This window comes from Lentzea nigeriaca, assembly GCF_016907955.1.
GTDB lineage: Bacteria > Actinomycetota > Actinomycetes > Mycobacteriales > Pseudonocardiaceae > Lentzea > Lentzea nigeriaca.
In genome coordinates this window covers 202846-229674 of the sequence record NZ_JAFBCX010000011.1, presented here as the reverse complement: position 1 = coordinate 229674, position 26829 = coordinate 202846, and the positions used below count along the sequence as shown (strand labels likewise).

Here is a 26829-nt window from a genome sequence, read left to right as displayed (position 1 = left end):
GGTGGACCCCGAAGTCTTTGGCGATCTGCTCGACGGTTACGCCGGGCTCGCGGTCACGGGCGACCCGCACGACATCGTCGCGGAACTCCTGGGGGTAGGGCTTGGGCACAGCGACATCCTCCCAGCTCACCATCACGGCAAGCCAACTCAGATGTCACCTATCGGTGCAGCAGACCCATTGCTTTGTGCTTGAGGTAGTAAGTGTGAAAGTTCGATCTTGATCGAAGGTCCCCGCGTTGTCGCGGTTGAATCCGACTTCCACTTGATCATCGGTCGGACCGTGGGGAGGCACGTCGTGTAGCGCAGTGTGTTCAAAGTTGCCAGCGAATCTGTCGTGGACAGTGGCGTGCAGGACGGCTTGGGTGATGCCGGTCGCGTGCACAGCGCCTTGGCGTCTGGTGGGCGACGTCACCTAGCGGTCACCGACTGTATAGAACCTCTCTCGGTTCCCCCAGATGCCAGCGTTCAACACGCACCGTGTGGTCCGTGATCCGCGGCACCGAGTGCGGAACCGTTAACTCGACGACCGCGTCGGCGTTTCGTCCACGCGTCCTCTCCCACCGGTCGTAGGGGTAGTCGAGAAGATCCACGAACACGTCAGCGCCTCGAGGCGGCGCGGTGGGGACGTGCATGCTTCCCGTGTTGTAGGGAGCAAGCTGAACTTCGTCCCTGTGTTCGGCGAGGAGCGATGCGGTGTCGATGTGCAGCACTGTTTGCGGGTGCTTGCGGTAAAGCGAGGCGTTGAGCAGCCGCTGCAGGCGTTCGTAGGTGAGCCAGAAGAACACCCGGCCGTTGAGCGCGTCCAAGAACTGCTGCGGTGTGGTGCGTGGGGTGAGGCAGCGGTCCAGGAATTTGAGAGGACGCTGGTCACGCACGACGGCCGAGCCGTGCTCGGGGTGCTCGAGCGTGATCGTTGACCGGCGTACCTGGTCGAGAACGGTAGCCCTGGTGGGAGCATCTGCCTCGAACAGGTCCAGCAGTGCCGCTGTGCTGAGCAGACCGTGCCGCTGAATCGTGGGCCAGGTGCCGTCCTCGGCCATGTGGTACAGCGTGGGGAAACGCCTGACGAGCTAGTCTTCCAGCATCTGCTACCACCGTCGGCGATCGATCACGCTGCGCACGTCGAAGCGCGTGCCCAGCAGGGACACGGGAACCCCGGCGACTCTCTGAACCTCTTCGACGAAGTCGATGGTCGCTGGGGTCAGTTGCTCGTAGCGTCGGGCTGATCTGTTGCTCATTGAGATGTAGTCGGTGAACGTGAGCGCGATGTCGGTGGCGCCGTTCAGCTCGGACGCCCTTCGGAGCATCTGCCAGTCGAATTCCGCCACTCGCCGCTGGTTGCCGCTGACCGAACCCTTCTCGTGGCTTACCAGCTCCTCCAGCGGAATTTCCGACCGCTCGGCGATGTCGTTCGAGCCGATCTCCTGTGACATCGGTCCGGACGTTGCTCCCTGGGGGTCCTTGACCCGGATCGGGTACGTCCGGGCCACCATCACCACCCGTCGTACCCGGTGGATGCCGATGCCGGCCTCGGCCAGCGTGCCCGCTGTCGTCGTGTCGCGGCTCGTCACGTACGGGTACTCGCCGTGGTAGATGCTCAGGCCGGTGCCTTGCGTGCCCTCCAGCAGAACGCGCGGTCCCCGTTCGAACGCTATGTCCAGCACTTCTGCGGAGGACCGCAGGTACGGCTCGAGCTCCGGAACGTCTCGTGCGAGGCGGACCGGTGGTACGACCGACCCGTCGTTATGCCGGCCGAGGATGCGTCGCGCCGCCGCGGCGCCGCCACCCTTGCCGGTCGAGCCGATACCTCCGACCAGCTTGGCTTCGGTGACGAGGTCCTCCTGCTCAATGACCATGGCCTGGGGATCTATGAAGAGCCGGTCGACTTCGACGGCGCTTTCGGCGATCTCGGGGAGCAGCACGTCGAGGGACAGCGTGGCTCCAGGTCCGATGAGGATGGTGGCGGCGGAGTTGGCGCGAGTACCTGACGGGAGCAGCCGGTGCGTGTACGGCGTGGGCAGCGGGACTTTGTGCCCGGCGTTGGGGCCTCCGACACGCATGAGCACGTCGTACTCGGGAGCGAGGAAGAACGCGATGTTGCCCTTGCCCTCGCTGCCGTACTGCGCGCCGATCAGCACGTCGACCAAGCGGCTTTCACGAGGTGCGTAGAGGTTCAGGCCGGCGGCCACCTGGGTTTCCACGTCGCCGACCGAGTTGCGTGCCGTGTCGATTACGAGATCGGCTTCGACTTCGAGCTTCCCGATGTCTGCCTCGGTGGCGTTCAACGCCAGGGCGCTATAGGAGTCCAGCTCGATCAGCCCGCTGGCGCTGGCGCGCAAGGAGTACCGCTCTGCGAGAACACTGAGAGTCGTGATGCGTGACCGAATCGCCGACTGGGTGTGTTCACTCGCCTTGCTGGCATCGGCGTGCGAATGCCTCGCCTTGGAGGTCAGGCACGGACAGCGAAGCGAGGTCGCTGAGCTGGCCGAAGGGTTCGCGGCCGGCCAGATCGGGTCCTCGGCGATGCCGCACAAGAAGAACCCGGTCACGGCCGAGAAGATCTGCGGGCTGTTCAGGCTCGTCCGCTCGTACATTGTGCCGGTGATGGAGGGCATCCCTCTCTGGCACGAACGCGACATCTCGCACAGCTCAGTCGAACGCGTGTGCCTGCCGGACGCGTCCATGCTCGTTGAACACATCCTGATCTCGACGACGGGTCTCGTCCGCGGCTTGGTCGTCGACGAATCGCGCATGAGGGCGATCCTTGGCGACGCGAAGTTCGTGATCTCAGACGGGGCCGTGGTGGCCCTCATGAGCGCGGGGATGAGGCGGGAGATTGCCCATGAACTAGTGCAGGCAGCCGCGTCGGGTGACGGATCCGCTGCCGACTTCGCCGAGCGGATAACTGCCGAGGCGAGGAACCGGGGTTTCGAAGTCGATGGGAGGTGGGTCGCCGTGGCGGTGCAGCCGCTGTCGGACCGGCTCGATCACGTCTTCGAGCGGGTTGCTGCGTTGCAGGCTTGACGATTGTCCGCGCAACAGGGCGTGGCGACGCGTACTGCGTAAGTTAGACGAGCCTGACGCCTGGTGACCTCTTCGGTGGTGGCGAAGAGGTCACCACGGGCCAAACGGACGGCGATTCCCTGACCTGCGGATTCCGAGAATCTTGGTGGGAAGACTTTACGCAGTTCTCGCGGGTTGGGGGAGGACTTCTGCTCCCAATTTGCTCCCACTCAACGCAAAGGGCCTGCCGATGGTGACCACCGGCAGGCCCTTTGACCTGGTAAACACACTATGGGCGATACTGGGATCGAACCAGTGACCTCTTCGGTGTGAACGAAGCGCTCTCCCGCTGAGCTAAACGCCCGTGTTCTGTTGTGTTGCTGTCCCGCTCTCGCGGTGTGGCCATAGCTTACAACATCATCAACGAGAACCAAAAATCGGGCTCTGCAACCAGCTCCACTCGGCACCGAACCAGCCGCCGACCAGCGCGAACACGTTGAGGAGGTAGCAGGTCGCCAGGACGATGGCGCAGACGCCGGCCATCACCAGGCCGCGGACCCAGGTCGGTTGGCGCTTGAGCCACTCGACCCAGCGGTCGTAGTAGCGCTTGGCGAACTTGAGGACGCGGCCCGCCCACTCGAACTCCGTCGCGAGGATGGCGAGGCCCGCGAAGACCACCAGCCAGCCCGGGCCGGGGTACGGGATCATGATGATGCCCGTGATCAGCACCAGGCCGCCGATCACGCCCACGCCGATGCGGTAGGCCAGGTTCAGCGCCGGGTTGCGGTGGAACCAGTGGCGCCAGCCCTTGTGCTCGTCGGGCTTCGCGTCGGGCTTCGTCATGTGTCGATCATCCTGTTGGGACTCAGGCGGGTGCAACCTGGCCGCCTGCCAGCACGTCCGAAGGCGTTGCCGGAGGCTGGCGGCCTGGCTCCAGCGATACCGCGAACGTCGTGTGGTTGTGCGCGTCGGGGGACCAGCTGAGCAGTTGCGGGTCGGTCGAGCCCGTGCGCACGTCGAACATTGCCAACGGTACCGGCGGTTTCGTACTCGCACCCCAGACTACGTAAACGTGACCGGAGTCGTTCGGCTTGAGGTTCAGCGGCATCACGGCGCCGGAGGTCGGGCCGGAGAGGACGATGGCCACCTTGTCGCCGGAGCCGGTGCGCAGGATCGCCCTGTGCGTGGACGGGTCCGCGGCCAGGGCCAGTGCCTGGTTCAGCTCGTTGGTGCGGGCCTGGGAGGCCGCTACCTCGCTCGAGAGCTGGTTCACGCGCACGCCGAGGTAACCGCCGCCGGCCAGGACGGCCAGGGCCGCCGCGGCTGCCAGCAGCACGCGGCCGGTGCGGCGGCGGTGTTGCGGGCGCAGGGGGACAGGGGCCGCGTGGCGCGGGTGGTGCTGGGTGGGCGCCTCCTGCGGGATGTGCTCGATCTGTTCCATCAGCCTCGCGCGCAGGCGGGGCGGTGGCTGTTCCTGGCGGACCGAGCCGCCGATGCCCGCGAGGACTTCCTGCGTCGACCGCACCGTGCGCTGGCACGTGGCGCAGTTCGGCAGGTGGTCGCGGACCACTGCTTCTTCGTCCGGCTCCAAGGAGTGCATCGCCCAGCCGACCGCGAGCTCCTCGTGAGGGCACAACTCGCCGTTCACCGGTTTGCTCCTGTCGTCTCGCCGGTCTCGCCGGCCCACAAGTTCCCCAACGTGCCTCTCAGGCGTCTGATCGCCGCGAACGTGCGCGATTTCACAGTCCCGAGTGGCACGCCGGTCAGCTTCGCCACCTCGCACTGGGTGTAGCCGCCGAGGTAGGCCAGTGCGATGACCTGGCGCTGCTCTTCGGGCAACGTCCGCAGTGCCGCCCTGACCTCGGCACTCACCACGCTCACCAACGCCTCGTGGTCGGAGCCTTCTGCCGGCGGTGAGACGTCGTCGGTGAGGGGAACAGTCCGACGACGTTGCGTGTTCTCCTTGCGTACCGCATCCACTGCGCGGTGGTGGACCAAGGTCATCAGCCAGGTGCCGAAACTTCCGCGCGTGGGGTCGAACCTGGCCGGATGCCGCCAGAGTGCGAGGAAAGCTTCCTGGACGACGTCCTCGGCTAGCTCGGGGTCGACGCAGATGCGTCGGGCCAGCGAATATGCTGGTGTGCCGTACCTGTCGTACAGCGCACCGAACGCTGACCGATCGCCCTGTGCGAGCCTTTGGACGAGCTCGAAATCGGTCGGGCGGCCGTCGCGTGACGCGACGGGTGGACCGGGCGAGTCAGCCACCAGAGATGTCCTCACGTCCAACATTCGCGCAACAGCCGGTACCGGGTTCAGGTTAGACCCAGCAAGATGGGAGCCGCTGAACACAGGCTAACGAGCGAGGAGGACACGGAACGCGTGTAAACGGTCGCCGTGCGCAGTCAACCTGACCCGATGGGGTGATCTGCGTCCGAATCGCGAGCGTTCCTCGCCACATGCACGTCACAACTGAGGTGCTCGGTCGTTTCATTGACCGGGAAGGGAGAAGAGGGTAACGACGATGCGCAACGACCACGTGACGCTCCGCTCGACAGCGGTCTTCGACCTGCTGGCGCCGAGGACCCCCGCGGTTCCGGTCCAGGTGGAGCTGCGATACGACACGAAGGACCCGTACGCGGTCGTGGCCGCGTTCCGCACCGGCCGTGCCGGTTGGGTCGAGTGGGTGTTCGCCCGCGACCTGCTCGCCGACGGCCTCATCGCCGACGCCGGCGACGGCGATGTCCGGATCCGCCCTGCCGCCGACGACCCCGAGGTCGTCGTGATCGAGCTGAGCTCGCCGTCCGGGCACGCCATGTTCGAGGCGTCCGCGCAGGAACTCGCCGACTTCCTCGACCGGACCTACGACGTCGTCGTTCCGGGCAACGAGCACCTGTGGGTCAACGTCGACGAGGCGCTCACGCACCTCATCTCGAACGACCTGAGCTGAAAACCCGAGGTAGGGGGCCCGTGAAGGCGGTGCGGGTACCCCCGGTGAAACCCGGTTGAACCCCTCGTATAAGGTTTGTTTCAACATCACGAAGTCAGTGATGTACGCGGATGTAGCGCAGTTGGTAGCGCATCACCTTGCCAAGGTGAGGGTCGCGAGTTCGAGTCTCGTCATCCGCTCTGTGAGTCTCCAGTGGACAACCACTGTGGGCTCATGCTCCTGGCGGAGTGGCCGAGTGGCTTAGGCAAGGGCCTGCAAAGCCCTGTACACGGGTTCGATTCCCGTCTCCGCCTCGGACGATTAGCTCAGCGGGAGAGCACTACCTTGACACGGTAGGGGTCACTGGTTCAATCCCAGTATCGTCCACTTCGGATCACCAGTGGGGCCAGGCGCACATCGCGCCTGGCCCCACTGCCGTTTCGGCGGCTGGTGGCGGTCTTCCAGGCTCAAGATCAGCCGATTTGGAACTTCGGGGGACCGTCGGATAAAGTTCTCCTCGCACCACGGGAAACCCGCCAGGGAAACCCACGGCGCACGCGGATGTAGCGCAGTTGGTAGCGCATCACCTTGCCAAGGTGAGGGTCGCGAGTTCGAGTCTCGTCATCCGCTCGGACGATTAGCTCAGCGGGAGAGCACTACCTTGACACGGTAGGGGTCACTGGTTCAATCCCAGTATCGTCCACTCACCGGAGAAGCCCTCGATCGAACATGATCGGGGGCTTCTTGCTGTTCGCGGTCCGCCGCCGCAGCCTCCAACTTTTGTCCAGTTTTTGGACAGAACGCTCGAAAGCGACCACTTTTTTGTCTTTTATCGCGGGGTGACCGCATCTACGGTTGGTCGCTGTGTCCGGCTACAAGTACGATTTCTTCATCAGCTACAGCCGTAAAGGCAGCGTGCAGAAATGGTTGATCAACCACTTCCACGGAAAGCTGGTTGAGTACCTCGCTGACGAGTGTGCACCCACTCCCAAGGTGTACATGGACAAGGTGATGCCCCGAGCCGTGCAGTGGGCGCACAACTTGGAAAACGCGCTGCGTCACAGCAAGATCATGATCCAGCTGCTCACGCCGCACTACTTCGAGTCGAGTTGGTGCATGGCCGAGTTGGAGAGCATGCGAGCACGGGAGGCCATGCTCGGGCTGGCCGGCGCCGACATCTCGCAGGGGCTGATCTACCCGATCCTGTACTCGGACTCCGAGAACTTCCCGCTCGAGGAGCGGATGCGTTCCTGGCAGGACTTCAAGGACTACGCGTATTCAGAGCCGGTTTATCAGGACTCCGTTGACTACATCGCCTTTTGTCGGCAAGTCAGGGTTCTGGCGCGTGATCTGGTCCAACTGGTGAAGCAAGTGCCTGAATGGAGTCCGGATTGGCCGATTGTTGAGCGGCCCGACCCGGTGCTCATCCCGCCTCCTCCATTACCGAGGTTCGAGTGATGTCTGGAACCGTGATCACGTTCTACTCGTACAAGGGCGGCGTCGGACGCAGCTTCACCCTGGCGAACACCGCCGTGCTGCTCGCGCGCTGGGGGTACCGAGTGCTCGCGGTTGACTGGGATCTGGAGGCGCCGGGACTTCACCTCTACTTCGAGCCGCATCTCGCGCAGGAGCCGGAGAGCGGTGTGGTCGACATCGCACATGAATACCTCGCTGGAGTGAGGTCACCCGCTTCTCACGAGATACGAGTCCACGTCGATGGTGGCGTGCTCGACCTGATTGCGGCGGGCCGGGTGGAGGACGGGAAGCTCGAGTCGTCCTATTCACGTCGCATGCAGACGATCAACTGGGAGGACCTGTACAAGCGGGGGTTCGCCGCGCATCTCGAGGAGTACCGCGACCAGTGGACCGCCAAATACGACTTCGTGCTGATCGACAGCCGTACCGGCGTCTCGGACATCGCGGGTATCTGCACTGCTCAGCTACCAGACCGGCTGGTGGTGGTGTTCACGGCCAACGACCAGAACCTCAACGACGTCGTGGACATCGCCCACCTCGCGGACAAGGCGAGAGACCGCCTTCCGTACGACCGGCCGCGACACCAGGTGTTGCCGGTGTTGTCCCGGCTGGACAACCGCGTGGAGTACGAGCGCGCCGAGAACTGGCAGAAGAAGTGCGCCAAGGTCGTCGCACCGCTGTTCCGCAACTGGCTGGTCAAGAGCGTCACTCCCGAGCTGATGCTGCGGCATCTGACCGTGCCCTACGTCTCCTACTGGAGCTTCGGTGAGCAGCTGCCCGTTGTGGAGGAGCGCTTCCCGTCGCCGGACCAGATCTCGTTCGCGCTGGAGACAGTCGCCGCGGTGATCGCGCAGCAGTTCGACAGGACCGACCTGCTGGCCGACAACCGAGACGCCTACGTGTCGGCGGGACGCGCCCGCCGTCGCAAGTTCGACCAGGACCTGCTGGTGTCCAGTCCTCGATCGCTCTGGCGCACCGCGACGGAGCTGATCACGGAACTGCGACTGCTCGGCGTAAGCGTGGAGAGGTCGGTGTCAGGAGACCCCGAGATTCTCGACACGGCCAGCGATCCCGCAGAACACCTCTGCCTGGTGGTGGATGGCCAGCTCAGTCGATGGCAGCACACCGAGGCAGAGCGTTTCCTGCGGCGCACGTTGGCGCCTGACGGCGATCAGCGGCAGGTGTTCTGTCTGCTGGCCCCCGGTACTGACCGCGAGTTGCTGCCCGGCTTCTTGCGCAATCTCCGGCACTTGGAGTTCGAGCCGGGCGTGCGACCGGTGTGGGTGGCACGGGAACTGCACGACCTCATCAAGGCGACGCCCAGGGCGGAGACCGAGCCGGATCAGGAAGCACTAACGAGTGCCGAGGCGGCGCTGCGCGAACTGCCGGAGCAGCTGCCATATGCCGAAAGGATCGTCCTCGTTGAGGAAACGGTGCGCGGCATGGCCGGAGCCCTCGACGACGGCGACATGGATCTGCTGCGGGACCGGTCCGCTGATCTCCTGCTCCTCAACAGGCCGCACCGCAAGGGGACCGGGGTGGCCGTGCCATCACAAGTGCGCACCGAGGTGAGTGCACTACTCGCCCGGATCGAGCGACGAATCAACGCGTTCACAGACTGAAAGGGCGGCGTGATGCCGGAGACGTACGCACCCAGAGCGAGAGCCGCACTCATCCAGCTGTGGCTGGAGGGCCGTGCGATTCCCAACGTGGAGCTGACCGACCAGTACAAGATCTCGCTGTCCAAGGACGAGCGCATCGCCTTGAACAAGGATGGCCTGCTGGAAACGTCGAAGGAAGGCAGGAGGCTGGTTCATCAGATCACAGACAAGGGCATCGCCTGGTGTGCAGGCGATCTCATGGATGGCGAGGCGCCGTCGCGGATCGGCCCACTGGCTCGAGTGCATGCCTTGGTCCTGAGCAGGCTCGCGCGTTTCGCTTACCAACGGGGTGCCCTCGCTGAGGCGATCCAGTCCGGCGACCTGGAGGAGCTGATCCGGCAGGTGTACCTAGAGCTGGGCGACGGCTATCAGGATTGGGTCCGGCTGGCCAAGATCCGTCCGCGGCTCGGCGGTGCTGACCGCGATGAGGTGGACGAGACACTGCTGAGGATGGTGAAAGCCGGTACCACCCACCTGGTTCCCGACTCGAACCGCAAGGTGCTCACCGAGGACGACCACGCTGCCGCGATCCGTGTCGGCGGCGAGGACAAGCACCTCATGGCGATCGAGGAATCATGACCGAGCAACTGCGCGAGGCGCTGGCGGTCGTGCGCTTCAACTCCGCCGAGACCCCCGACGACGTCTGGCACGCCTCGCCGTTCCACATCGAAGGTCTGCACACCAGGGCCGAACATCGTCTTCGGGCGGGCATCGCGGACGCACGGGCCAGCGTCGGACCGAGCATCGGCGGTCTGGTGCTGCAGGGGGAGAAGGGTGTCGGCAAGACGCACCTGCTGGGTTCGGTTCGCCGCACGGTGCAGGGACAGGGTGGCTACTTCTTCCTCGTCGAGGTCACGTCGGGCAAGGCGTTCTGGGACGACGTCGCCGACGCCATGCGCAGTGAGCTGCGCCGGGCCAACGACGAGGGTGACATCCAGCTCACGGTGTTGCTGCGTCAGCTGTGCATGGGAGCTGACGTGCCCGATGACGTCGGCCGCGCCGTGGTGGGTGGGGCACCGCTCACACCGGAGCACCTGCAGACCTTCCTCGGCGGGCTCCGCACTGTGGACAGCAGGATCGCTGTGGAATGCGGCGACACGATCCGTGCACTCGTGCTGTACGCCTCGGAGCACTCGGACGTCGGCAAGTCCTACCTGAAGGGCGTGGACGAGTCGAGCGAGGAACGGCGTCGCTGGGGCCTTCCCGCCGAGGCCAACCCGTCACGGACGCTCGTTCGCGACATCTCCCGCGTGCTCGCGATGACCGGGCCGTGCGTCATCGCCGTCGACCAGCTCGACACGCTGGTCAACAAGGGACGGGACGTGACCGGCGAGGCGGTGACGAATCCCGAGCTGGTGCAGGAGATCGCCGACATCTCGGACGGCCTCATGCAGCTGCGCGAGACGACGCGCCGCACGATCACGGTGGTGGCCTGCCTGCCCAACACGTGGAAGATGCTGAAGTCGATCGCGAGCGACACCGTGGAGGACCGTTTCACCACGACCCCGATCCTCGCCTCGATCGCCGACCCCGCTCTCGGCAGGAAACTCGTCGAGAAGTGGCTCGGCGTGATGTACCAGCGCCACGGGATCGTGCCGCCGCACTCGACCTGGCCGGTGGCGCCGAGCGCGTTCGATCCGGCGAACTGGTCGGCTCGCACGCCACGCCAGCTGCTCAAGCGGGTGCATCAGCACGCGGAAGGCTGCTTGTACGGCGAGATCAGGGAATTGGCCTCGTTCGACGCGGCACCGCCGACCGAGATCGTGGCCCCGCCGGTCGTCACGGCACCTGAACCGGACTACATGGCGGAGTTCGACGCCAGGTTCGCGCACCTGAAGGAGACGGCCGCGGTCACCGCGATGGAGGTCAAGCCGGCCAACGAGGACGAGGTGCTGCCCGCGTTGCTTCTGGCCGGGCTGAAGTCCTGGATCACAGAGGTCGGCAACGACGACCTGAAGTGGCATCCGGAGCCGCACACGGACGACATGCGGCTGCACGCCGGGCTGCGCCTGACCGTCAACGAGGAACTGGACACTCAGGAGCGCTGGGGTTTTCGATTCATCGCGAGTAGCCACGGCAACCGGGTGCTGCGCAAGCTGCGCGATGCGCGCGACGCGGCAGAAGGAACCCGCGGAGCGCGAGGCAGGCATCTGATCATCATTCGCAACGGGTCCAAGGGCTGGACCGGTGCGGTGACCCGGCGGCTGGTCGCCGAGCTGGAGACCGCGGGCGGGCGGTGCGTCGACATCACGGACGACGACCTGAGGACGTTCAGCGCGCTCAAGGAGATCTGCTCGGTGCAGACCCACCAGCTGCTGGGGTGGCTGGTGGCCAGGAAACCCGCCAGCAGCACCATGTTCCTGCGGTCGGTGTTGCCGGATCAGGAGCGGACGGCGGCAAGCCACCAGGAGACCCGTCCTCCGCCGCAGCCGCAGCGACCGGATAGTCCTGACGAGATCGTGCTCGGGATGGACGGGGAGATCCGGATCGAGCTGGAGTCGTTGCGCAAGCACGCCATCGTCTTCGCCGGGTCCGGCAGTGGGAAGACGGTGCTGTTGCGCAGGATCGTCGAGGAGTGCGCGCTGCGCGGGGTCTCGGCGATCGTGCTGGACCCCAACAACGACCTGGCGCGGCTCGGGGACGCTTGGCCCGAGGTGCCTGCGGAGTGGCGGCCGGGGGACGAGGCGAAGGCTGCCGAGTACCTGGCCGGCACCGAGGTTGTGGTGTGGACGCCGGGGCGGGTCGGCGGCCGGCCGTTGAGTTTTCATCCGTTGCCCGACTTCGCCGAGGTGCGGGACGACGAGGACGAGTTCGCCGCGGCCGTGGAGGCTGCGGTGGCGCGGTTGGTGCCGCACGCGCGGATTGCCAACGACACCAAGTTCGCCGTTCGAGGCAGGGCTGTGCTCCGAGAGGCGCTCAGGCGTTATGCGCGGGGGGATCGGCGGGACTTGAACGGGCTCGTCGAGTTGCTGGCGGAGCTGCCGGAGGGTGTCAGCAAGTTGCACTCGGCGGCGGCTACGGCGGCTGATCTCGCGGAGACGTTGCGGGCCGCGATGGTCAACGATCCGTTGCTCGGTGGTGCGGGAGAGCCGACTGATCCCGGGGTGCTGCTCCAGCCGTCAGGCGGTAAGCGGGCTCGGGTTTCGGTGATCAGCTTTGTCGGGTTGCCGTCCGAGGAGCAGCGACAGGGGTTCATCAGTCAGCTGCAGCTCGAGGTGTTCGCGTGGATCAAGCGCAATCCGGCGGTGGACCGGCCGCTCGGCGGACTGATGGTGATGGACGAGGCACAGACGATCGCGCCTTCCGGTGGGGCCACTGCCAGCCTGCAGACCACGATCCTGCTGGCCTCGCAGGCTCGCAAGTACGGGCTCGGGCTGATGCTCGCCACGCAGGCGCCCAAGGGTGTGCACAACCAGGTGACGGGTAACGCCACCACGCAGTTCTTCGGGCGGTTGAACAGTCCTGCGCAGATCGCCGCGGCGACGGACATGGCGCGGGCCAAAGGGAGTTCGATCGCGGACATCTCGCGGTTGGAACGCGGGCAGTTCTACGTCACCGGGGACACGTTCGGGTTCCGGCGGATGCGGGCGCCGCTGTGCCTCAGCCATCACCCGCCCAGTCCGTTGCGGCTCGAGGAAGTGGTCGAGCGGGCCAGGAAGCAGTGAGAAAGGGCGGTGTCTCTGAACCGCTCCCCGGAAGTTGGACTGGGAATCCAGTTCCGACTCTCCGGGGAGCGGTTCGTTGCATCCACGAAGTTCGTTGTCTGAGCGGCAGCGGGAGACTGCTGTCGCCTTGTTCGAGGCCGGGTATGGCGAGAAGGCCGTGTCGACCCGGCTGGGGGTGTCGGAGACCGCGGTGCGACGCTTGCGTGAGCGTTGGAGTCTGCGAGGCGCGGGAGCGCTGATGATGAAACCGGGCAAGCGGTCGTTCACGTTCGAGTTCAAGCTCGAGGTCGTGCGCCGGTTCGTCGACGGTGAGGTGTCCGCGCTCGAGCTGGCGCGCGAGTACGACCTGTCCTCGCCCAAGCTGGTCGAGGGCTGAGCCCGGTCGAATACCGAGCCCAGGCCCTCCCGGCCTAACCTTCAGTTAGCCAGTCCAACTTCCGGGGACCAGTTCACTCCCGTGGAGGCACCGCCCTTTTCGCGTTACGCGGTCAGCATTTCCTCGATCCGCTGGTACAGCGTGGAGAGCGGCTCGGTCGAACCGCCGAGGACGACGAAGTTCACGGTCTCGCCGCGGACCTCCAAGGCGTAGACGGTGTCATCGGAACGTTCGACGCGCACGGCGATCGTGGTGTCGCCCAGGTGCATGGTGCCAGCGAGGTCGCGTCTGGACGATGCGGCGAGCTGCTCGGCCAGGGAACGCAGCGCGGACTTCTCGGGTCGCGGCGCCTTGACCGCTGCCGCCACGTCGGCGACTGACACCCGGTTCCTGCCCGCGGTTTCGGCCGCCTCGACCCGGCTCACCAGCGCGTCCACGAGGCCTTCGTCCGCGCGCAGGAACGGTGCCGGCGCGTGGGTGTCGCCGGTCAGCACCGGCAGCACGTGTTCGTCGCCGTCCAACATCAGATCGTCCACAGTGGACACGAACGGCACGAAGAAGCGCACCTGCGCCTGCGGCAGATCATTGCCCTCCAACACGGTCAGGCCACGCTGCCGACACGCTTCAACCACCTCGTCGACCAGGGTGCGCTGTTCCTCGGCGAACGACACGGCGATGTCGTAGGTCGCGGATTCGATCACTCCAACCTCCTCCTGCAGGACCGGCCTGCTGCCGGTTGCCCGCAGCATCCACGCCGGGTGTTGACCAGAAGTGGATGAGGAGTGGACGTGTTGACCACCCCGGTGGGCAACGGGCAACACCTGTTTTCATGGTTTCTGGAGATGAATCCTCGAAGTAGCCCGCAGAACGGCGGGCGAAATCCCGGAATCAATCGCGATTTCCTTCGGAGGATTCGTCATGTCCAAAATCGTGTCCACTTTCGTTGCCGGTGCGACCACGCTGGTGACCACGCTCGCCGTCGCCGCCGCTGTTTCCGGTGGTGCCACGGCCAACGCGGACGACAACCCGCCGCCTCCCGCCCCGACCACCACGACGACCACGGAAACCCAGGACGGCGGCGGCAACCCGTGGCACGGATGAGGTAACCGCCAATGCGCCCTGGCCATTTTTTGTCATGGCCAGGGTGATTGCGGCGAACAGATTCGGATGATGTACTCGGCTGACGGAGCGGGGAGGCAATCGTGGCCGGAACCTTCGGTGAGCTGCTGCGCGAACATCGCATCGCCGCGGGGTTGTCGATGGGGCAGCTGGCGAAGCTGATTCACTACAGCAAGGGTTATCTCAGCAAAATCGAGAACGACATCAAACCCCCGACGCCCACAGTCGCCCGCCTGTGCGACGGTGTGCTCGACGTCGGTGGCCGGCTGATCGAGGCCGCGCTGCGCGACGCTCCAGGGCTCGGCCGCCGTCAGGTACTCGTGGCCGGCACGATGCTCGGCGTCGGCGCGCTCGCGGGCAGCGGGCCGCGGCCGGTGCCGGACGAAGAGGTGATCGCGGGGATGCGCACCTCGTTCGAGAACCTGCGCGGCCTGGGCTTGCGCACCAGTCCGATGGTGCTCATCGAACCGCTGAAAGCCTTGCAGCACACGGTGCACGGGATGGCACGCGAGAACACCGGACCGGTCGGCACGGGGTTGCTGCGGCTCGCCGCGCGCATCGCCGAGTACACGGGCTGGATGAGCCAGGAGGCCGGTGACGAGCAGAGCGCGCTGTGGTGGACCCGGCAGGCGTCGGAACTGTCACGCGCGGCGGCGGATCCGGACATCGCGAGCTACTCGTTCGTGCGGGAGGCCGGGATCGCGTTCTACCGGCAGGACGCCAGGAGCACGATCAGCCTCGCCCAGCAGGCGCAGTGGATCGGCAGCGCCGGGTCACGCGTCCTCGCGCTCGCCGCACGACGTGAGGCGCAGGGGCACGCGCTGGCTGGAGACCGTTACGCCGCGGAGAGCGCGTTCGACCGCGCCGTGAGGCTGATGGACTCCGCGTCAGCGGACGATCCGTACCCGGCGCTCGGCCCCAGCGCACCCGATCCCCTGGAACTGGCCAGGGGATGGGCGTTGAGCGATCTCGGCCTCAACGCCGAAGCCGCGGTCGTGCTGGACCGTCAGCTCGCACTGGTGCCTGCGACATCACGCCGCACCAGGGCCCGCTTCGGCACCAGACGATCGCTTGCCCACGCGTTGTCCGGCGACGTCGACCAGAGTTGCCGGACGCTCGCTGACACGATCGATGACGCGGCGCACGTCGACTCGGCCACCGTGCGGACCGATCTGCGGCAACTGGCGAGGACCCTGGGCAGATGGCACAACCACAGCGCGGTCAGGGAGATCTACCCCGGCCTGAAACGACTTCTGACTCACCGCTGACCGCACGCACAGGTCAACTCGGCGCGCTCGGCCCGCACGTCGTCCGCTTCCGGCTGGTCCAGCTCCGCGAAGATCGCTTCCGCCGCGTCCCAGTGCGCCACCGCGTCGGAGTGCCTGCCCAACGCGTGCATCGTCCGTGCCACACCGATTTCGCCGTGGGACTGGTGGGTGCGGTTGCCCGTGCCGGTGGCCACGTCCAGCAGCGTGAGGAACAGGTGCAGCGCCTTGGCCAGGTCGCCGCCGTCACGTGCCGTCAGTGCCCGGTCGCGCAACAACCGCGCACGCAGGTCGGCGTCGTCGATCTTCTCGGCGCACCTGGCGGCGAGTTCGTGGTGGTGCAGCGCCTCACCGAGCCGGCCCAGCAGCCGGTGTGCGTCGGCGATGTTGGTCAACGCGTAGGCGGCCACGCAGTCGTCACCGAGCTCCACCGCGATCTCGTGCGCCTCCAGGTGATCCGGGATGGCCTCCTCCAGCATGCCGAGGTGCTGCCGGTTCGCGCCGCGGTTGTTCAACGCGTGCGCCAGCCCCTGCAGATGCCCGATCTCCCGCAACATCTCCACGGCGTCGGAATGTTGCCGCAGCGCGACCTCATACCTGCGGTGCTGCTCGTTGATGTAGCCGAGCATGCTCAACGCGTGTGCCCGGCCGCGGAGGTCCCCGCACTGCTCGTACTTCGCCAGCGCGGCCTCGAAATGCCGCATCGCCTGGTCGTGGGCTCCGAGCTGCATCGCCGAGATGGCGAGCGCGCACAGCGTCGCGGCCTCACCGGCCACGTCGCCGAGACGAGCCCACCTCTCCAGTGCCTGGCCGGCGAGGTCCAGCGCCACGGCGTGATGACCGAGGCGATCGTTCGCAGTGGAGAGGCGCAGAAATACGTGCGCCTGACCGTAGTCGTCGTGCGCGCGCACGGACTTGATGGCGTCGATCCAGTCTGCGAACCGGTTCGCGGTGTTGAAGTGCCGCCAGATCAGCGCGGCCAGCCGCCACGCGTGGTCTTGACCTGAGTGCCGGATGGCAGCCATCAGGTTGTCGCGCTCGGCAGTGATCCACGCCAACGCGTCGTCCTTGTGCGTGAACCGCAGGCCGAGTGGGCTTTCGCGATCCACCGACGGCTGGACGGTGCGGTCGAACGGGTGGGCCGTGCCCACGGCGTTGGCCAGTGTGACGAGGTAGAAGTCGAGCAGTCGTGCCAACGCGTCCGAGGGCGGAGGTTCGAGAGCGGCGAACTGCTTGACGGCGTCGAGCATCTGGTACCGGTCCGGAGCGATTTCCTCCAACAGACAGACCTCGTGCAGGTCGTCCAGGAGCTTGCGGGTATCGGCGATGTCGCGGCCGATGAACGCCGCGGCGCCGATGAGATCGACATCGGGTCCCGGGAGGTGCCCGAACAGCCGGAAGACCTGCTGCAACTGGTCGTTGAGCTGGTGGTAGGAGGCGTGGACCGCGGCGCCGTCTTCTTGCCACGGCCCGCTTTCGTTCATGAGCCCGAGCAGGTGGTCGAGTGACCACCGGTCGTGCCGGCGGAACAGCGCGGCCGCGATGTTGATCGGCATCGGCAGGTAGCCGCAGCGTTTGACCAGGCCAGCCACATCGGCCGAGCGGCCGCGGATCCGGAAGGGGTCGGTCAGCGCCTGGAACATGGCCACCGCGTCGTCGCGAGGCAGCGGGGACAGGCGCACGTGGGTGCTGATGTCAGGTTCCCCCATGTGCCTGCTCGTCACGATCGCGAAGCAGCCCTCCGCCTCGGGCAGCAACCGCTCGACCTGGTCCGGGGACGCGGCGTTGTCCAGCACCACCAGTGTTCTGGTGCCGTAGAGCCGGGATTGGAAGAGCGTGGCCTTGCGGCCCACCGTGTCCGGGATCTGCTCGACTGGCACGCCTTGCTCGACGAGCAGCTGAGTGAGTGCGTCCGACACCGGCATCGTGGCCACGTTCGGTGTGAATCCGTTGAGCCGCAACAAGATCTGCCCGTCGGGGAACCGGCTGCGGAGCCTGTGCGCGGCTTCGACGGCGAGAGCGGACTTGCCGATGCCGGGTGCACCGCTGATCCAGACCGCGCGACGTTCGCCCGGTGCCGCCGCCGCTGCTTCGATCTCGTGGAGTTCCGCCTCCCGGCCGGTGAACGCGCGGGGCCGGGAGGGCAGCGAGCTGACCGGCTCACCTCGCCGGGCACGCTCCGCGAGGTTGCGCAGCACTGTTCCCGGCTCGACACCGAGATCGGCGAGAGCACCCGTCGCGGCTTCGAAAACACGGATGGCGCCGACGCGGTCGCCGCACGCGATCAACGCGCGCATCAGGAGTTCGGAGTACTTCTGGTGGTCCGGTGCGGTGTGCACCGCGCGGCGCATCCGATCTCTGGCCGATCGGTGATCGCCGATGATGAGCTCCAGCTCGGCCAGATCGCCGAGCGCGTCGTGGTAGCTCTCGTCCGGCAGGATCACCTCGGCTCCGCCCACCCGGTCGATGTCGATGTCCTCCAGGAACCTGCCGCGCCACAAAGCGACCGCGGCACGCAGCAGTTCGACCGCCCTGCGTTGGTCGTTGTCCTGCGAGGCTCGTGCGGCTTCCACCCGCAGGCGATCGAAGCGGACAGCGTCGATCTGGTTCTCGTCGACCCGCAGCACGTAGCCGGTCGGCGTCGTGTCGATCGACGTGTCCGTGGGCTCGAACGCCTTGCGCAGCTTGTTGATGTAGCCGCGCACCAGCGTCCTGCGCTCCGGGTTGTCGGGCCACACGGTCTCGGTGAGCCGTTCGGCTGACACCGGCTTGTTGGCGTGCAGCAGAAGCACTACGAGGATGAAGCGTTGCTGCTGGTCTCCCAAGGACACAGAGGTGTGCTCGTGCCACGCCTCCAGCGGACCCAGCATCCGGAACTCCACGCCGTCCTCCTCGGTGTCCGAGCTTCTGTCTGAGAGGACTGTCGTGCAAGAGGCCTTTGGCGTGTCAACGAATCATCTTTTTGTCCACGTTTGATCAACGCGATCGGGTAACGGTGGTCCGTGTCACGCCCTGTGCTGAGGGGGAAGCGAATGGTGCTCGATGTTTTGCCGTGCTACGTGGTGTGCGACGTGTCGTTCTCGATGGCCGATCACCTCGACGAGGTGAACGCCGGCGTGCGGGAGTTCCGCGGTGTGATGCACGCGGATCGCCGTGCGACCACCCAGGTCCGGCTCTGCGTGGTGGTTTTCGCGGAGAACCCGCTGGTGGTGCAGCCTCTGCGGGCAGCCCTCGATCCCGCGGAAGCTATTACACCGCGCCAGGAATCAGGTTCCGACTTCGGTTCGGCCTTCACCCTGCTGCGCGCCACCATCGAGCATGATGTGCAGAGTCTCAAAGCACGGCGAATGCGCGTGCGTCGCCCGATGTTGTTCTTCATCTCCGACGGCAGGGCGACTGATCCGGCCTGGCCCACGGCGTTGTCACAGCTGACGGCGGCGCCGTGGTGCCCAGAGGTGATCGCGTTCGGGCTCGGTGCTGTCGACACGCCGACCCTGGACCGCATCGGTACCTCGCGGGTCTTCCTCGGCCGTGACGGTGTCCGGATCGGGATCGCGCTCGCCTCATCGGTGGCACGGACCGTCCTGCGACCAGACCACGTCTGACCGATCCACGGCCTGTCCACTTCTCGTCCACACGCTCGCCGCAACCTGCCTCCGCCGCACGTGTGTGCACAAGGGGAGGAAAACGAAGATGCCGTCGACATACGCGAAGCTGGTCCGTGAGCTGAAGACCCTCCGAAAGGGAAGGGGTGTGCACGGGCGGATAGCGGACCGGGTCGGAACAGACCTGGCGGCCGCCTGCGGGATCACCAGGGCCGACGGGCCGTCCGCCGCCCGTCAGAAGCTGGTCACCAGGCTGACCGAGCTGGTCGAGCAGCTCCCGGACGACCTCCAGCTCGCGGCGCGGGCGGCGTTCGGGCTCATTCCAGAGGTCCGGCATCCGCTTTACCAGGAGCGGGTCAACTGGGTCGCAGCTGAGATCGAACGCGACGCCCGCACCGTGCGGCGGCGTGTCGACGAGGCCGTCGAGCAGCTGGCTGAGCTCGCCGCCACGACCACCCGCCGCGACACCGGGGGCTGGCACACCACCGAGCTGGCCGTCGCAGTGGCACTCGACCAGCGGCAGCCCGAGGTGATCGAGCGCTACCAGGTCGTCGTCGAGCAGGACGGGGTGGATCAGCTGGAGTTCGCCGCCGTGTTCCCGGTACGCAGACGGGACGTGGAGGTGCATCTGCTCTACGGCGGCACGTTGCAGGACCGCTCCGCGACGCACGATCGCCCCGGCTTCACACTCGTGCCGGCAGAACCGCTGGTGCGAGGCACGATCCACGACTTCGCGGTCCGGTATCGGCTGCAGAGCCGGGACGTCATGCACCCGTGCGTGCTGCACGTTCCCGACCGGCCGTGCGAAGTGTTCGACCTGCGTGTGCGGTTCGAGCACGACCGCAAACGGCTGGTGCGGACGTTCGACGGCGTGTTGCAGCGTGCCGACGCCGAGCCGGACGGGGGCCAGCAGGCGGTGGATCGCGCCGGGGAGATCCACCTGAGGTTCAGTCGTCTGCTGCCGGGGCTCTTGTACGGCGTTCGGTGGGGCGGGTCGGTGGTGTGCTCGGCTCGGCGTGCCTCCTGATCATGCCCTTCGGCTACTTGGCGTCGCTGTCGAAGGTGAAGAGGCTCCAGCCGTCGGACTCCTATGCGGAGGGTGGAGGTCCGGCGGGCGGCCGGCCTGGGTGGTGCGGCTGTCGGGCCTTGCGCCGGTCGGAGCGGCGCACCAGCATCACGATGAGGATGATCACCCCCGCGACGAGCAGCAGGACCACCACCGCGCCGACTATCAGCCAGGTGATGACCGACTTCATCACGTCGGTGTCGTCGTCGGGCTTCTCGGTGACCTGGCGTTCGCCGAACGCGCTGCGCAGGTCGGCCTCGGAGTAATCCTTCTGGGTGCCGTTGAGCGTGATCGACACGTGGTCCAGGTGCTCGGGGTAGGTGTCCCAGACGATCTCCGCCACCTTGTCGGGGTCGGAGCCGGACGCGGTGATCTCGAGGAAGTCGGTGCCGTTGTGGGAGCGGTGGTGCAGCGAGACGTTCTTGTAGCCGGCGTCCTGGATGTGGCTCTGCAGCGTCGCCAGGTCGGCGATCGCGGCGCAGCCCACGAGGGTGGCGCACAGCAGCACGAGCAGGGCCATGCGTCTCATGCCTCCGGAGGTTAGGGGCGCTGGGCGCCTCGTGCCTGGGTAACGGCAGTCTTGACCTCGTGAAGCCACTCGTCGTGATCGACGTCGACGGTCCGCTCAACCCGTGGGCGGCGAAGCACAAGCCGCCGAACTACCGGCCGTTCGACATCAAGGTCGGCTGGAGGCGGAAGCTGCGGATCTGGCTCGACCCGGACCACGGCGACCAGTTGAGACGGCTGGCCGTCGAAACCGGCGCCGAGCTCGCGTGGGCCACGAGCTGGCTGCACCGGGCGAACATCGAGATCGGGCCGCGGCTCGGACTGCCAGCGCTCAAGGTGATCGAGTTCCACGACGAGCACGGCTGGAAGTACCCCGCTGTGGCGCGGTACGCCTACGAGCGGCCGCTCGTCTGGTTCGACGACGACTTCGGGCTGCACGCCGCCCGCAGAGCGGAGTTCGTCCACAAGCGACGGCATCTGACGACCGCGCTCGTCCACGTCGACCCAGGCACCGGGATCACCGCGCAACACCTGAGTGAAGCTCGGAAAGCATTCAGTGGCAACCCCAGGGGTACCGAGAATTCACCGTAGGAGTCGAGAAGGTCTCAACCGGCGCGGCTGGCTTGACAACGAAAGCTGTCCGCGCGAATCCTCCGCCTGTGCTGAAGCGAGGGAACGTCACCACGAAACTCATTGGTGTCGGCGCGTTGGTGCTGGCGGTGGCCGCCTGTGGTGCCCCGCCCGCCAAGGAGACGCCGGCCGGTGCCGCCAACACCGCCAAGTCGGCGAGCGAGCTCGGTGGCATGGACAAGCTGGTCGAGGCCGCCAAGAAGGAGGGCAAGCTCAACGTCATCGCGCTGCCCCCGGACTGGGCGAACTACGGCGAGATCATCAAGGCGTTCGAGGCCAAGTACGGCCTCAAGGTCGACTCGGCGCAGCCGGACGCGTCCAGCCAGGAGGAGATCAACGCCGCCAAACAGCTCAAGGGCAACGACCGCGCGCCGGACGTGTTCGACCTCGGGCTGAACGTGGCACTGGCCAACAAGGACCTGTTCGCGCCGTACAAGGTCAGCACCTGGGACGACATCCCCGCTGAGCTCAAGGACGCGGACGGCCTCTACTACGGCGACTACGGCGGCTTCATGTCGATCGGGTTCGACGCAGCGAAGGTGCCGGCTCCGACGAGCGTCAAGGACCTGCTCAAGCCCGAGTACAAGGGCAAGGTGGCGCTCAACGGCGACCCGACGCAGGCCGGTGCCGCGTTCTCCGGCGTCATGATGGCGGCGCTGGGCAACGGCGGTTCCGCCGACGACATCGCTCCCGGTGTCGGCTTCTTCAAGCAGCTCAAGCAGGCCGGCAACTTCCAGCCGGTCGACCCGTCGCCCGCGACGATCGAGTCCGGGCAGACACCGGTCGTCATCGACTGGGACTACACCAACGCCGCCCAGACCGAGAAGCTCAAGGGCAAGATGGACTGGAAGGTCGTCGTCCCGGCCGAGGCGCAGATCGGTGCCTACTACAACCAGGCCATCAGCAAGGACGCGCCGCACCCGGCGGCCGCGCGCCTGTGGCAGGAGTTCCTCTACTCCGACGAGGGCCAGAACCTCTACCTGAAGGGCATGTCCCGCCCGGTGCGCCTGGACAAGATGGGCGACAAGGCGGACAAGGCGGCGAAGGACAAGCTGCCGAAGACCGACGGCAAGCAGGTGTTCCAGACGCAGGCGCAGGCCGACAAGGCCAAGGCCGTCCTGACCGCGACCTGGGCGCAGGCCATCGGATGACGAGTGTCGCTCCCGTAGCGGCAGCCCCCGGCGGTTCCACCTCAAAGGATTCAATCCCGAAAGGTGGGGCCGCCGGTCGGCCATCTGTGGCCGCTTGGCTCGTCGCGGTGCCGTTCCTCGCGTTCGTCGGCACCTTCCTCGTCTACCCCACCGTCCTCGTTCTTCTCGGCGCCTTCCAGGACTCCAACGGCGCGTTCACGCTCGACAACCTCACGACCCTGTTCAAGGGCGTGTACTTCGACTCGTTCGTGCGCAGCATCGAGCTGTCCGCACTCACCGCGCTGATCGGCGCGATCTTCGGCGCGCTGCTCACGTGGGCGATCTCGGTCGGCAACCCGGACGGGATGCTGCGCCGGGTCGTCGTCGCCGGATCCGGTGTGCTCGCCCAGTTCGGTGGTGTGCCGCTGGCGTTCGCCTTTCTCGCGACGGTCGGCTTCGAGGGTCTCGTCACGAAGTTCCTGCGTGACAACGTTGGCATCGACCTGTTCGCGGGCAGCGCGTGGCTGTTCGAACTGCCCGGGCTGACCCTGGTCTACACGTTCTTCCAGATCCCGTTGATGGTCATCGTGTTCCTGCCCGCGCTGGACGGGCTGCGTCCACAGTGGCGTGAGGCCAACGCGAGCCTGGGCGGCACGAGCTGGACGTACTGGCGGCACGTCGGCGGCCCGATCCTCACGCCGCCGTTCCTCGGTGCGCTGCTCCTGTTGTTCGCCAACGCTTTCAGCGCCTACGCCACGGCTGCCGCGCTGGTCTCGCAGGGTAGCCCGATCGTGCCGCTGCAGATCCGCGGGTTCCTCACCGGCGAGGTCGTGCTCGGCCAGGAGAACCTGGGCAAGGCGCTCGGCCTCGGCATGGTGATCGTCGTCAGCATCGCGATGGGCGTGAACGTGCTGCTGCAGCGGAGGGTGGCCAAGTGGGTTCGCTAGTGAAGCAGCGCGTTCTGCGCACGGTCATCCTGCTGATCCTCGGCGTCTACTTCATCCTGCCGCTGATCGCGATGGCGGAGTTCTCCACACGGGGCAAGAACAACACCCGCAGCCTCGAGTCGTGGACGGCGATCGTCGACGACGACGGGCTGATGGAAGCGCTTACCAACTCGTTGCTGCTGTCGGTCACGAGTGCGGTGCTCATGCTGGTCCTGCTCGTGCCGACGATGGCGTGGATCCGGCTGCGGCTCCCGCAGTTGCAGCGGCTCGTGGAGTTCCTGTGCCTGCTGCCGCTCGCGATTCCCGCGATCGTGCTGGTGGTCGGCATGGCGCCGCTCTACGCGTGGGTGAACTACTTCCTCGGCGACTCGCCGCTGACGCTCACGTTCGCGTACACGATCCTGGTGCTGCCGTTCGCCTACCGCGCGGTCGACGCCGGTCTCGCCGCGATCGACCTGAAGACGCTCGCGGAAGCCGCGCGCAGCCTCGGCGCGTCGTGGTTCACGGTGCTGTGGAAGGTCGTCGTGCCGAACATCCGAGTCGCGCTGATCGGTGCGTCGCTGCTGTCCGTGGCACTGGTGCTCGGCGAGTTCACCATCGCGTCGCTGCTCAACTTCGACACGCTGCAGGTGCAGGTCAACCTGCTCGGCAAGCGCAACGCGGGTGTGTCCATCGCGGTGTCGTTGCTCAGCCTGCTCTTCGCGTTCGTCCTCCTGTTCGCACTCTCTTATGTCGGCCAGCGGCGCCGTCAGACCGTTGCCGAAGAAGAAATTCCGCTGGGGAGTAACTGAGACAATGGGCCACCTGGAACTCAAGGGACTGCGCAAGTCCTTCGGCGGCAACACCGCGCTGGACGGTCTCGACCTCGACCTGGCGGAAGGCGAACTCGTGTCGCTGCTCGGCCCGTCCGGCTGCGGCAAGACGACGGCGCTGCGGATCGTGGCGGGTTTCGAGACCGCCGACTCCGGCACGGTCACGGTGGGCGGCAAGGACATCACGAAGGTGCCGGCCAACAAGCGGGACATGGGCATGGTCTTCCAGGCCTACAGCCTCTTCCCGAACATGACGGCGGCGCAGAACGTCGCGTTCGGCCTCAAGATGCGCAAGGCCGACACCAAGCGGACCGGTGAACTGCTCGAACTGGTCGGCCTCGCGCACCTCGGTGGCCGCTACCCGCACCAGATGTCGGGTGGTCAGCAGCAACGGGTCGCGCTGGCGCGCGCTCTCGCGATCCAGCCGCGCGTGCTGCTGCTGGATGAGCCGCTGTCCGCATTGGACGCCAAGGTCCGCGTGAACCTGCGGGACGAGATCCGTCGCATCCAGACGGAGCTCGGCATGACGACGTTGTTCGTCACGCACGACCAGGAGGAGGCGCTCGCCGTCTCCGACCGGGTCGGTGTCATGTCGCACGGCCGGTTGGAGCAGCTGGACACGCCGTCGGTCGTCTACCGGGAACCGAAGACGGCGTTCGTGGCGCAGTTCGTCGGCGTCACGAACTCGGTGGAGGGCAAGGCAGAGGGGCAGACCGTCGTCATCAACGGTGTCACGGTCCCGGCGGAGCACGACCAGCCGTCCGGCAGCGACGTGCGGATCATCGTGCGTCCGGAGGACATCGGCGTTTCCGCGCACGAGGGCGACGCGAATGGCAGGATCGTGGGTGATGTGCTGACCCAGTCGTTCCTCGGGCCGGTCACGCGGATCTCGGTCAAGGTCGGCGAGCAGGTGCTGCGCGTGGATCAGCCGTCCAACGCCGCGGCCGCCTACCAGCCGGGAACGCGGGTCGCGCTCGACCTCAGCGAGTCACGGATCATGGTGGTGCCTGGATGATCAGAAAGCTCCTCGCGCGCGACACGGCGGAGGCCCACCGGGTCGCGACGCCGTTGGAGCTGTTGTTCGACCTGAGCTTCGTGGTGGCGGTCGCCCAGGCCGCCGCCGGGCTCCACCACGCCGTCGTCGAGAACCACGCCGGGGCCGGTCTGCTGGCCTTCTGCATGGCGTTCTTCGCGTTGTGGTTGCCGTGGCTCAACTTCACCTGGTTCGCCAGCGCGTTCGACAACGACGACACGCTGTACCGGATCATCACGATGTTCCAGATCGCCGGAGTGCTCGTCATCGCGGCGGGCATTCCGGCGGTGTTCGAGCGCCAGGACTACCGGATCGTGGTGAGCGGCTACGTCGTCATCCGGCTCGCCATGGTCGCGCACTGGTTGCGGGCGTCGCTGGACAACCCCGCGCACAAGACGTGTGCCCGCCGCTACGCCGCCGGTATAGCCGGGATGCAGGTGCTCTGGGTGCTGTGGGTCGTCCTCGCGCCGCCGAGCCTGCAGCTGCCGCTGTGGGTCCTCGGCATGATCGGCGAGCTGCTCGTGCCGGTGTGGGCTGAGCGTGCCGAGGCCACGAGCTGGCACCCGCACCACATCGCGGAACGGCACGGGCTCTTCACGCTGATCGTGCTCGGCGAGTCCATCCTGTCGACCACGATGGCGTTCCAGAAGGGCTTCGACAGCGGCGTCAACCTGATCTCGCTCGCCGCGGCGTCGTTGATCATCGTGTTCTCGGTGTGGTGGATCTACTTCGAGGCGCCGACCCACCTGCACAACCAGAAGAAGGCGTTCCTGTGGGGGTACGCGCACCTGCTCATCCTCGGCTCGATCGCGGCACTGGGCGCGGGTCTCGCGTCGAGCGTCGACTACGACCTGCACCTCTCGCACGCACCGGGTACGACGGTCGCCGCGTTCACGACGGTGCCGCTCGCGATCTTCTTCCTGTGCGTCTGGTACGTGCAGGACTGCCCTGGCCAGGCCGGGCTGCGCAAGTACCTGCTGCCGCTGGGCTCCGTCGCCGTGCTCGCCGCGACGTTCGGACCGGCGCCGATCCACGTGACGGCGGGGATCGCGGCGGTGGTCGTGGTGCTGACCCGGCTGGTCGGGGAACCCGCTCAGGTCGCCGTGGCGCAGTCCACCTGATCAAGTCCGTTCGGCACGGACGCCATCCTGGCCCAGCGGGCACTTTTCCGGGCTCTCCTCCTTCTCACACGGGTGGTGCGATGATCAGCGCATGACCGGTGTTCGTGAACTTCGCCTCGTCGTCACCGCCGCCGACTACGAAGAGGCCCTGCACTTCTACCGCGACGTGCTCGGCCTCGAACAACGGGCGGCATTCGCCTCCGACGGCGGCAGGGTCACGATCCTGGAGGCGGGCCGGGCCACGCTGGAGATCACCGACCCGCCGCACGCCGAGTTCATCGACGACGTCGAGGTGGGCAAGCGGGTCGCCGGGCACATCCGGGTCGCGTTCGAGGTCGACGACTCCGCCGCGACGACACGGAAGCTGGAAGCCGCGGGGGCCGAGGTGATCGCGGAACCCACGCGCACGCCGTGGAACTCGCTCAACGCCAGGCTGTCTGCCCCCGCCGGGCTGCAGCTGACCCTGTTCCAGGAGCTGGGCGAGTAG

At 66.6% G+C, this 26829-nt stretch carries 26 protein-coding genes and 6 tRNA genes; 23 read left to right on the top strand and 9 right to left on the bottom strand.

Annotated elements, in window-relative coordinates:
* Positions 1-419 precede the first annotated feature (419 nt).
* Positions 420-1049: a DUF7002 family protein gene (locus JOD27_RS32635; protein WP_372441769.1), complete on the bottom strand. Its 630-nt coding sequence runs from the start codon at positions 1047-1049 to the stop codon at positions 420-422.
* 39 nt (positions 1050-1088) lie between these two features.
* Positions 1089-2339, bottom strand: coding sequence for an adenylosuccinate synthetase (locus tag JOD27_RS32630; RefSeq protein ID WP_204766136.1), 1251 nt, complete (start codon positions 2337-2339; stop codon positions 1089-1091).
* 34 nt (positions 2340-2373) lie between these two features.
* Here JOD27_RS32630 and JOD27_RS32625 point away from each other — a divergent pair, with 34 nt between their 5' ends.
* Positions 2374-3024: a lyase family protein gene (locus JOD27_RS32625; protein WP_204766135.1), complete on the top strand. Its 651-nt coding sequence runs from the start codon at positions 2374-2376 to the stop codon at positions 3022-3024.
* A gap of 271 nt (positions 3025-3295) precedes the next feature.
* On the opposite strand, the gene JOD27_RS32620 is transcribed toward JOD27_RS32625, so the two are convergent.
* From JOD27_RS32620 to JOD27_RS32605, 4 genes are all read right to left on the bottom strand, one after another.
* Positions 3296-3367 (bottom strand) — tRNA-Val (locus JOD27_RS32620).
* A gap of 56 nt (positions 3368-3423) precedes the next feature.
* Entirely contained in the window at positions 3424-3846 is a 423-nt protein-coding gene (locus JOD27_RS32615) for a TIGR02611 family protein (RefSeq protein WP_204766134.1), read from the bottom strand.
* A gap of 22 nt (positions 3847-3868) precedes the next feature.
* Positions 3869-4651 (bottom strand): anti-sigma factor, encoded by a 783-nt coding sequence (locus JOD27_RS32610; protein ID WP_204766133.1) that lies wholly within the window; start codon positions 4649-4651, stop codon positions 3869-3871.
* On the bottom strand, positions 4648-5268 hold the full coding sequence (locus tag JOD27_RS32605) for a sigma-70 family RNA polymerase sigma factor (RefSeq protein WP_307830460.1): 621 nt from the start codon (positions 5266-5268) through the stop codon (positions 4648-4650). The genes JOD27_RS32610 and JOD27_RS32605 overlap by 4 nt, the downstream gene beginning before the upstream one ends.
* Before the next feature lie 256 nt (positions 5269-5524).
* On the opposite strand from JOD27_RS32605, the gene JOD27_RS32600 reads away from it, so the two are divergent.
* The 11 genes from JOD27_RS32600 (at position 5525) to JOD27_RS32550 (ending at position 13107) form a co-directional block, all read left to right on the top strand.
* A complete protein-coding gene (locus JOD27_RS32600; RefSeq protein ID WP_030466274.1) occupies positions 5525-5950 on the top strand; it encodes an SsgA family sporulation/cell division regulator in 426 nt (141 codons plus the stop codon).
* A gap of 106 nt (positions 5951-6056) precedes the next feature.
* Positions 6057-6129: transfer RNA gene (locus tag JOD27_RS32595), tRNA-Gly, on the top strand.
* 42 nt (positions 6130-6171) lie between these two features.
* Positions 6172-6243, top strand: a tRNA-Cys gene (locus JOD27_RS32590).
* 1 nt (position 6244) lies between these two features.
* Positions 6245-6316, top strand: a tRNA-Val gene (locus tag JOD27_RS32585).
* A gap of 170 nt (positions 6317-6486) precedes the next feature.
* Positions 6487-6559 (top strand) — tRNA-Gly (locus JOD27_RS32580).
* 1 nt (position 6560) lies between these two features.
* Positions 6561-6632: transfer RNA gene (locus tag JOD27_RS32575), tRNA-Val, on the top strand.
* Between the two features lie 161 nt (positions 6633-6793).
* Positions 6794-7387, top strand: coding sequence for a TIR domain-containing protein (locus tag JOD27_RS32570; protein ID WP_204766131.1), 594 nt, complete (start codon positions 6794-6796; stop codon positions 7385-7387).
* On the top strand, positions 7387-9027 hold the full coding sequence (locus JOD27_RS32565) for a KGGVGR-motif variant AAA ATPase (RefSeq protein WP_204766130.1): 1641 nt from the start codon (positions 7387-7389) through the stop codon (positions 9025-9027). The genes JOD27_RS32570 and JOD27_RS32565 overlap by 1 nt, the downstream gene beginning before the upstream one ends.
* 87 nt (positions 9028-9114) lie before the next feature.
* Positions 9115-9645 (top strand): hypothetical protein, encoded by a 531-nt coding sequence (locus tag JOD27_RS32560; protein ID WP_307830459.1) that lies wholly within the window; start codon positions 9115-9117, stop codon positions 9643-9645.
* Entirely contained in the window at positions 9642-12731 is a 3090-nt protein-coding gene (locus tag JOD27_RS32555; RefSeq protein WP_204766128.1) for an ATP-binding protein, read from the top strand. The genes JOD27_RS32560 and JOD27_RS32555 overlap by 4 nt, the downstream gene beginning before the upstream one ends.
* Before the next feature lie 94 nt (positions 12732-12825).
* On the top strand, positions 12826-13107 hold the full coding sequence (locus JOD27_RS32550) for a helix-turn-helix domain-containing protein (RefSeq protein ID WP_204766127.1): 282 nt from the start codon (positions 12826-12828) through the stop codon (positions 13105-13107).
* Positions 13108-13211: 104 nt separating this feature from the next.
* Here JOD27_RS32550 and JOD27_RS32545 read toward each other — a convergent pair whose 3' ends face one another.
* Positions 13212-13808, bottom strand: coding sequence for a hypothetical protein (locus JOD27_RS32545; RefSeq protein WP_204766126.1), 597 nt, complete (start codon positions 13806-13808; stop codon positions 13212-13214).
* 217 nt (positions 13809-14025) lie between these two features.
* Between JOD27_RS32545 and JOD27_RS32540 the strand changes: the two genes are divergently transcribed.
* A complete protein-coding gene (locus tag JOD27_RS32540) occupies positions 14026-14208 on the top strand; it encodes a hypothetical protein (RefSeq protein WP_204766125.1) in 183 nt (60 codons plus the stop codon).
* A 101-nt stretch (positions 14209-14309) separates the two neighbouring features.
* Positions 14310-15494 (top strand): helix-turn-helix domain-containing protein, encoded by a 1185-nt coding sequence (locus JOD27_RS32535; RefSeq protein ID WP_204766124.1) that lies wholly within the window; start codon positions 14310-14312, stop codon positions 15492-15494.
* Here the strand turns inward: JOD27_RS32535 and JOD27_RS32530 are convergent.
* The gene (locus tag JOD27_RS32530) at positions 15485-18373 is read right to left on the bottom strand and encodes an AfsR/SARP family transcriptional regulator (RefSeq protein WP_307830458.1); all 2889 of its coding nucleotides are present in this window, start codon (positions 18371-18373) and stop codon (positions 15485-15487) included. The genes JOD27_RS32535 and JOD27_RS32530 overlap by 10 nt on opposite strands.
* Positions 18374-18523: 150 nt before the next feature.
* On the opposite strand from JOD27_RS32530, the gene JOD27_RS32525 reads away from it, so the two are divergent.
* Complete coding sequence (locus JOD27_RS32525; RefSeq protein WP_204766123.1) at positions 18524-19096, top strand: vWA domain-containing protein; 573 nt, start codon at positions 18524-18526, stop codon at positions 19094-19096.
* 88 nt (positions 19097-19184) lie between these two features.
* A complete protein-coding gene (locus JOD27_RS32520) occupies positions 19185-20123 on the top strand; it encodes a hypothetical protein (RefSeq protein ID WP_204766122.1) in 939 nt (312 codons plus the stop codon).
* A 61-nt stretch (positions 20124-20184) separates the two neighbouring features.
* On the opposite strand, the gene JOD27_RS32515 is transcribed toward JOD27_RS32520, so the two are convergent.
* Complete coding sequence (locus tag JOD27_RS32515; RefSeq protein ID WP_204766121.1) at positions 20185-20691, bottom strand: hypothetical protein; 507 nt, start codon at positions 20689-20691, stop codon at positions 20185-20187.
* Between the two features lie 59 nt (positions 20692-20750).
* On the opposite strand from JOD27_RS32515, the gene JOD27_RS32510 reads away from it, so the two are divergent.
* From JOD27_RS32510 to JOD27_RS32480, 7 genes are all read left to right on the top strand, one after another.
* Complete coding sequence (locus tag JOD27_RS32510) at positions 20751-21260, top strand: HAD domain-containing protein (protein WP_204766120.1); 510 nt, start codon at positions 20751-20753, stop codon at positions 21258-21260.
* 68 nt (positions 21261-21328) lie between these two features.
* The gene (locus tag JOD27_RS32505; RefSeq protein ID WP_307830457.1) at positions 21329-22450 is read left to right on the top strand and encodes an ABC transporter substrate-binding protein; all 1122 of its coding nucleotides are present in this window, start codon (positions 21329-21331) and stop codon (positions 22448-22450) included.
* An 86-nt stretch (positions 22451-22536) separates the two neighbouring features.
* Complete coding sequence (locus JOD27_RS32500) at positions 22537-23376, top strand: ABC transporter permease (RefSeq protein WP_239569838.1); 840 nt, start codon at positions 22537-22539, stop codon at positions 23374-23376.
* Positions 23364-24167, top strand: coding sequence for an ABC transporter permease (locus JOD27_RS32495; RefSeq protein WP_307830456.1), 804 nt, complete (start codon positions 23364-23366; stop codon positions 24165-24167). The genes JOD27_RS32500 and JOD27_RS32495 overlap by 13 nt, the downstream gene beginning before the upstream one ends.
* Before the next feature lie 4 nt (positions 24168-24171).
* Positions 24172-25203 (top strand): ABC transporter ATP-binding protein, encoded by a 1032-nt coding sequence (locus tag JOD27_RS32490; protein ID WP_204766119.1) that lies wholly within the window; start codon positions 24172-24174, stop codon positions 25201-25203.
* Positions 25200-26342 (top strand): low temperature requirement protein A, encoded by a 1143-nt coding sequence (locus JOD27_RS32485; protein WP_204766118.1) that lies wholly within the window; start codon positions 25200-25202, stop codon positions 26340-26342. The genes JOD27_RS32490 and JOD27_RS32485 overlap by 4 nt, the downstream gene beginning before the upstream one ends.
* Before the next feature lie 91 nt (positions 26343-26433).
* Entirely contained in the window at positions 26434-26829 is a 396-nt protein-coding gene (locus JOD27_RS32480; protein ID WP_204766117.1) for a VOC family protein, read from the top strand.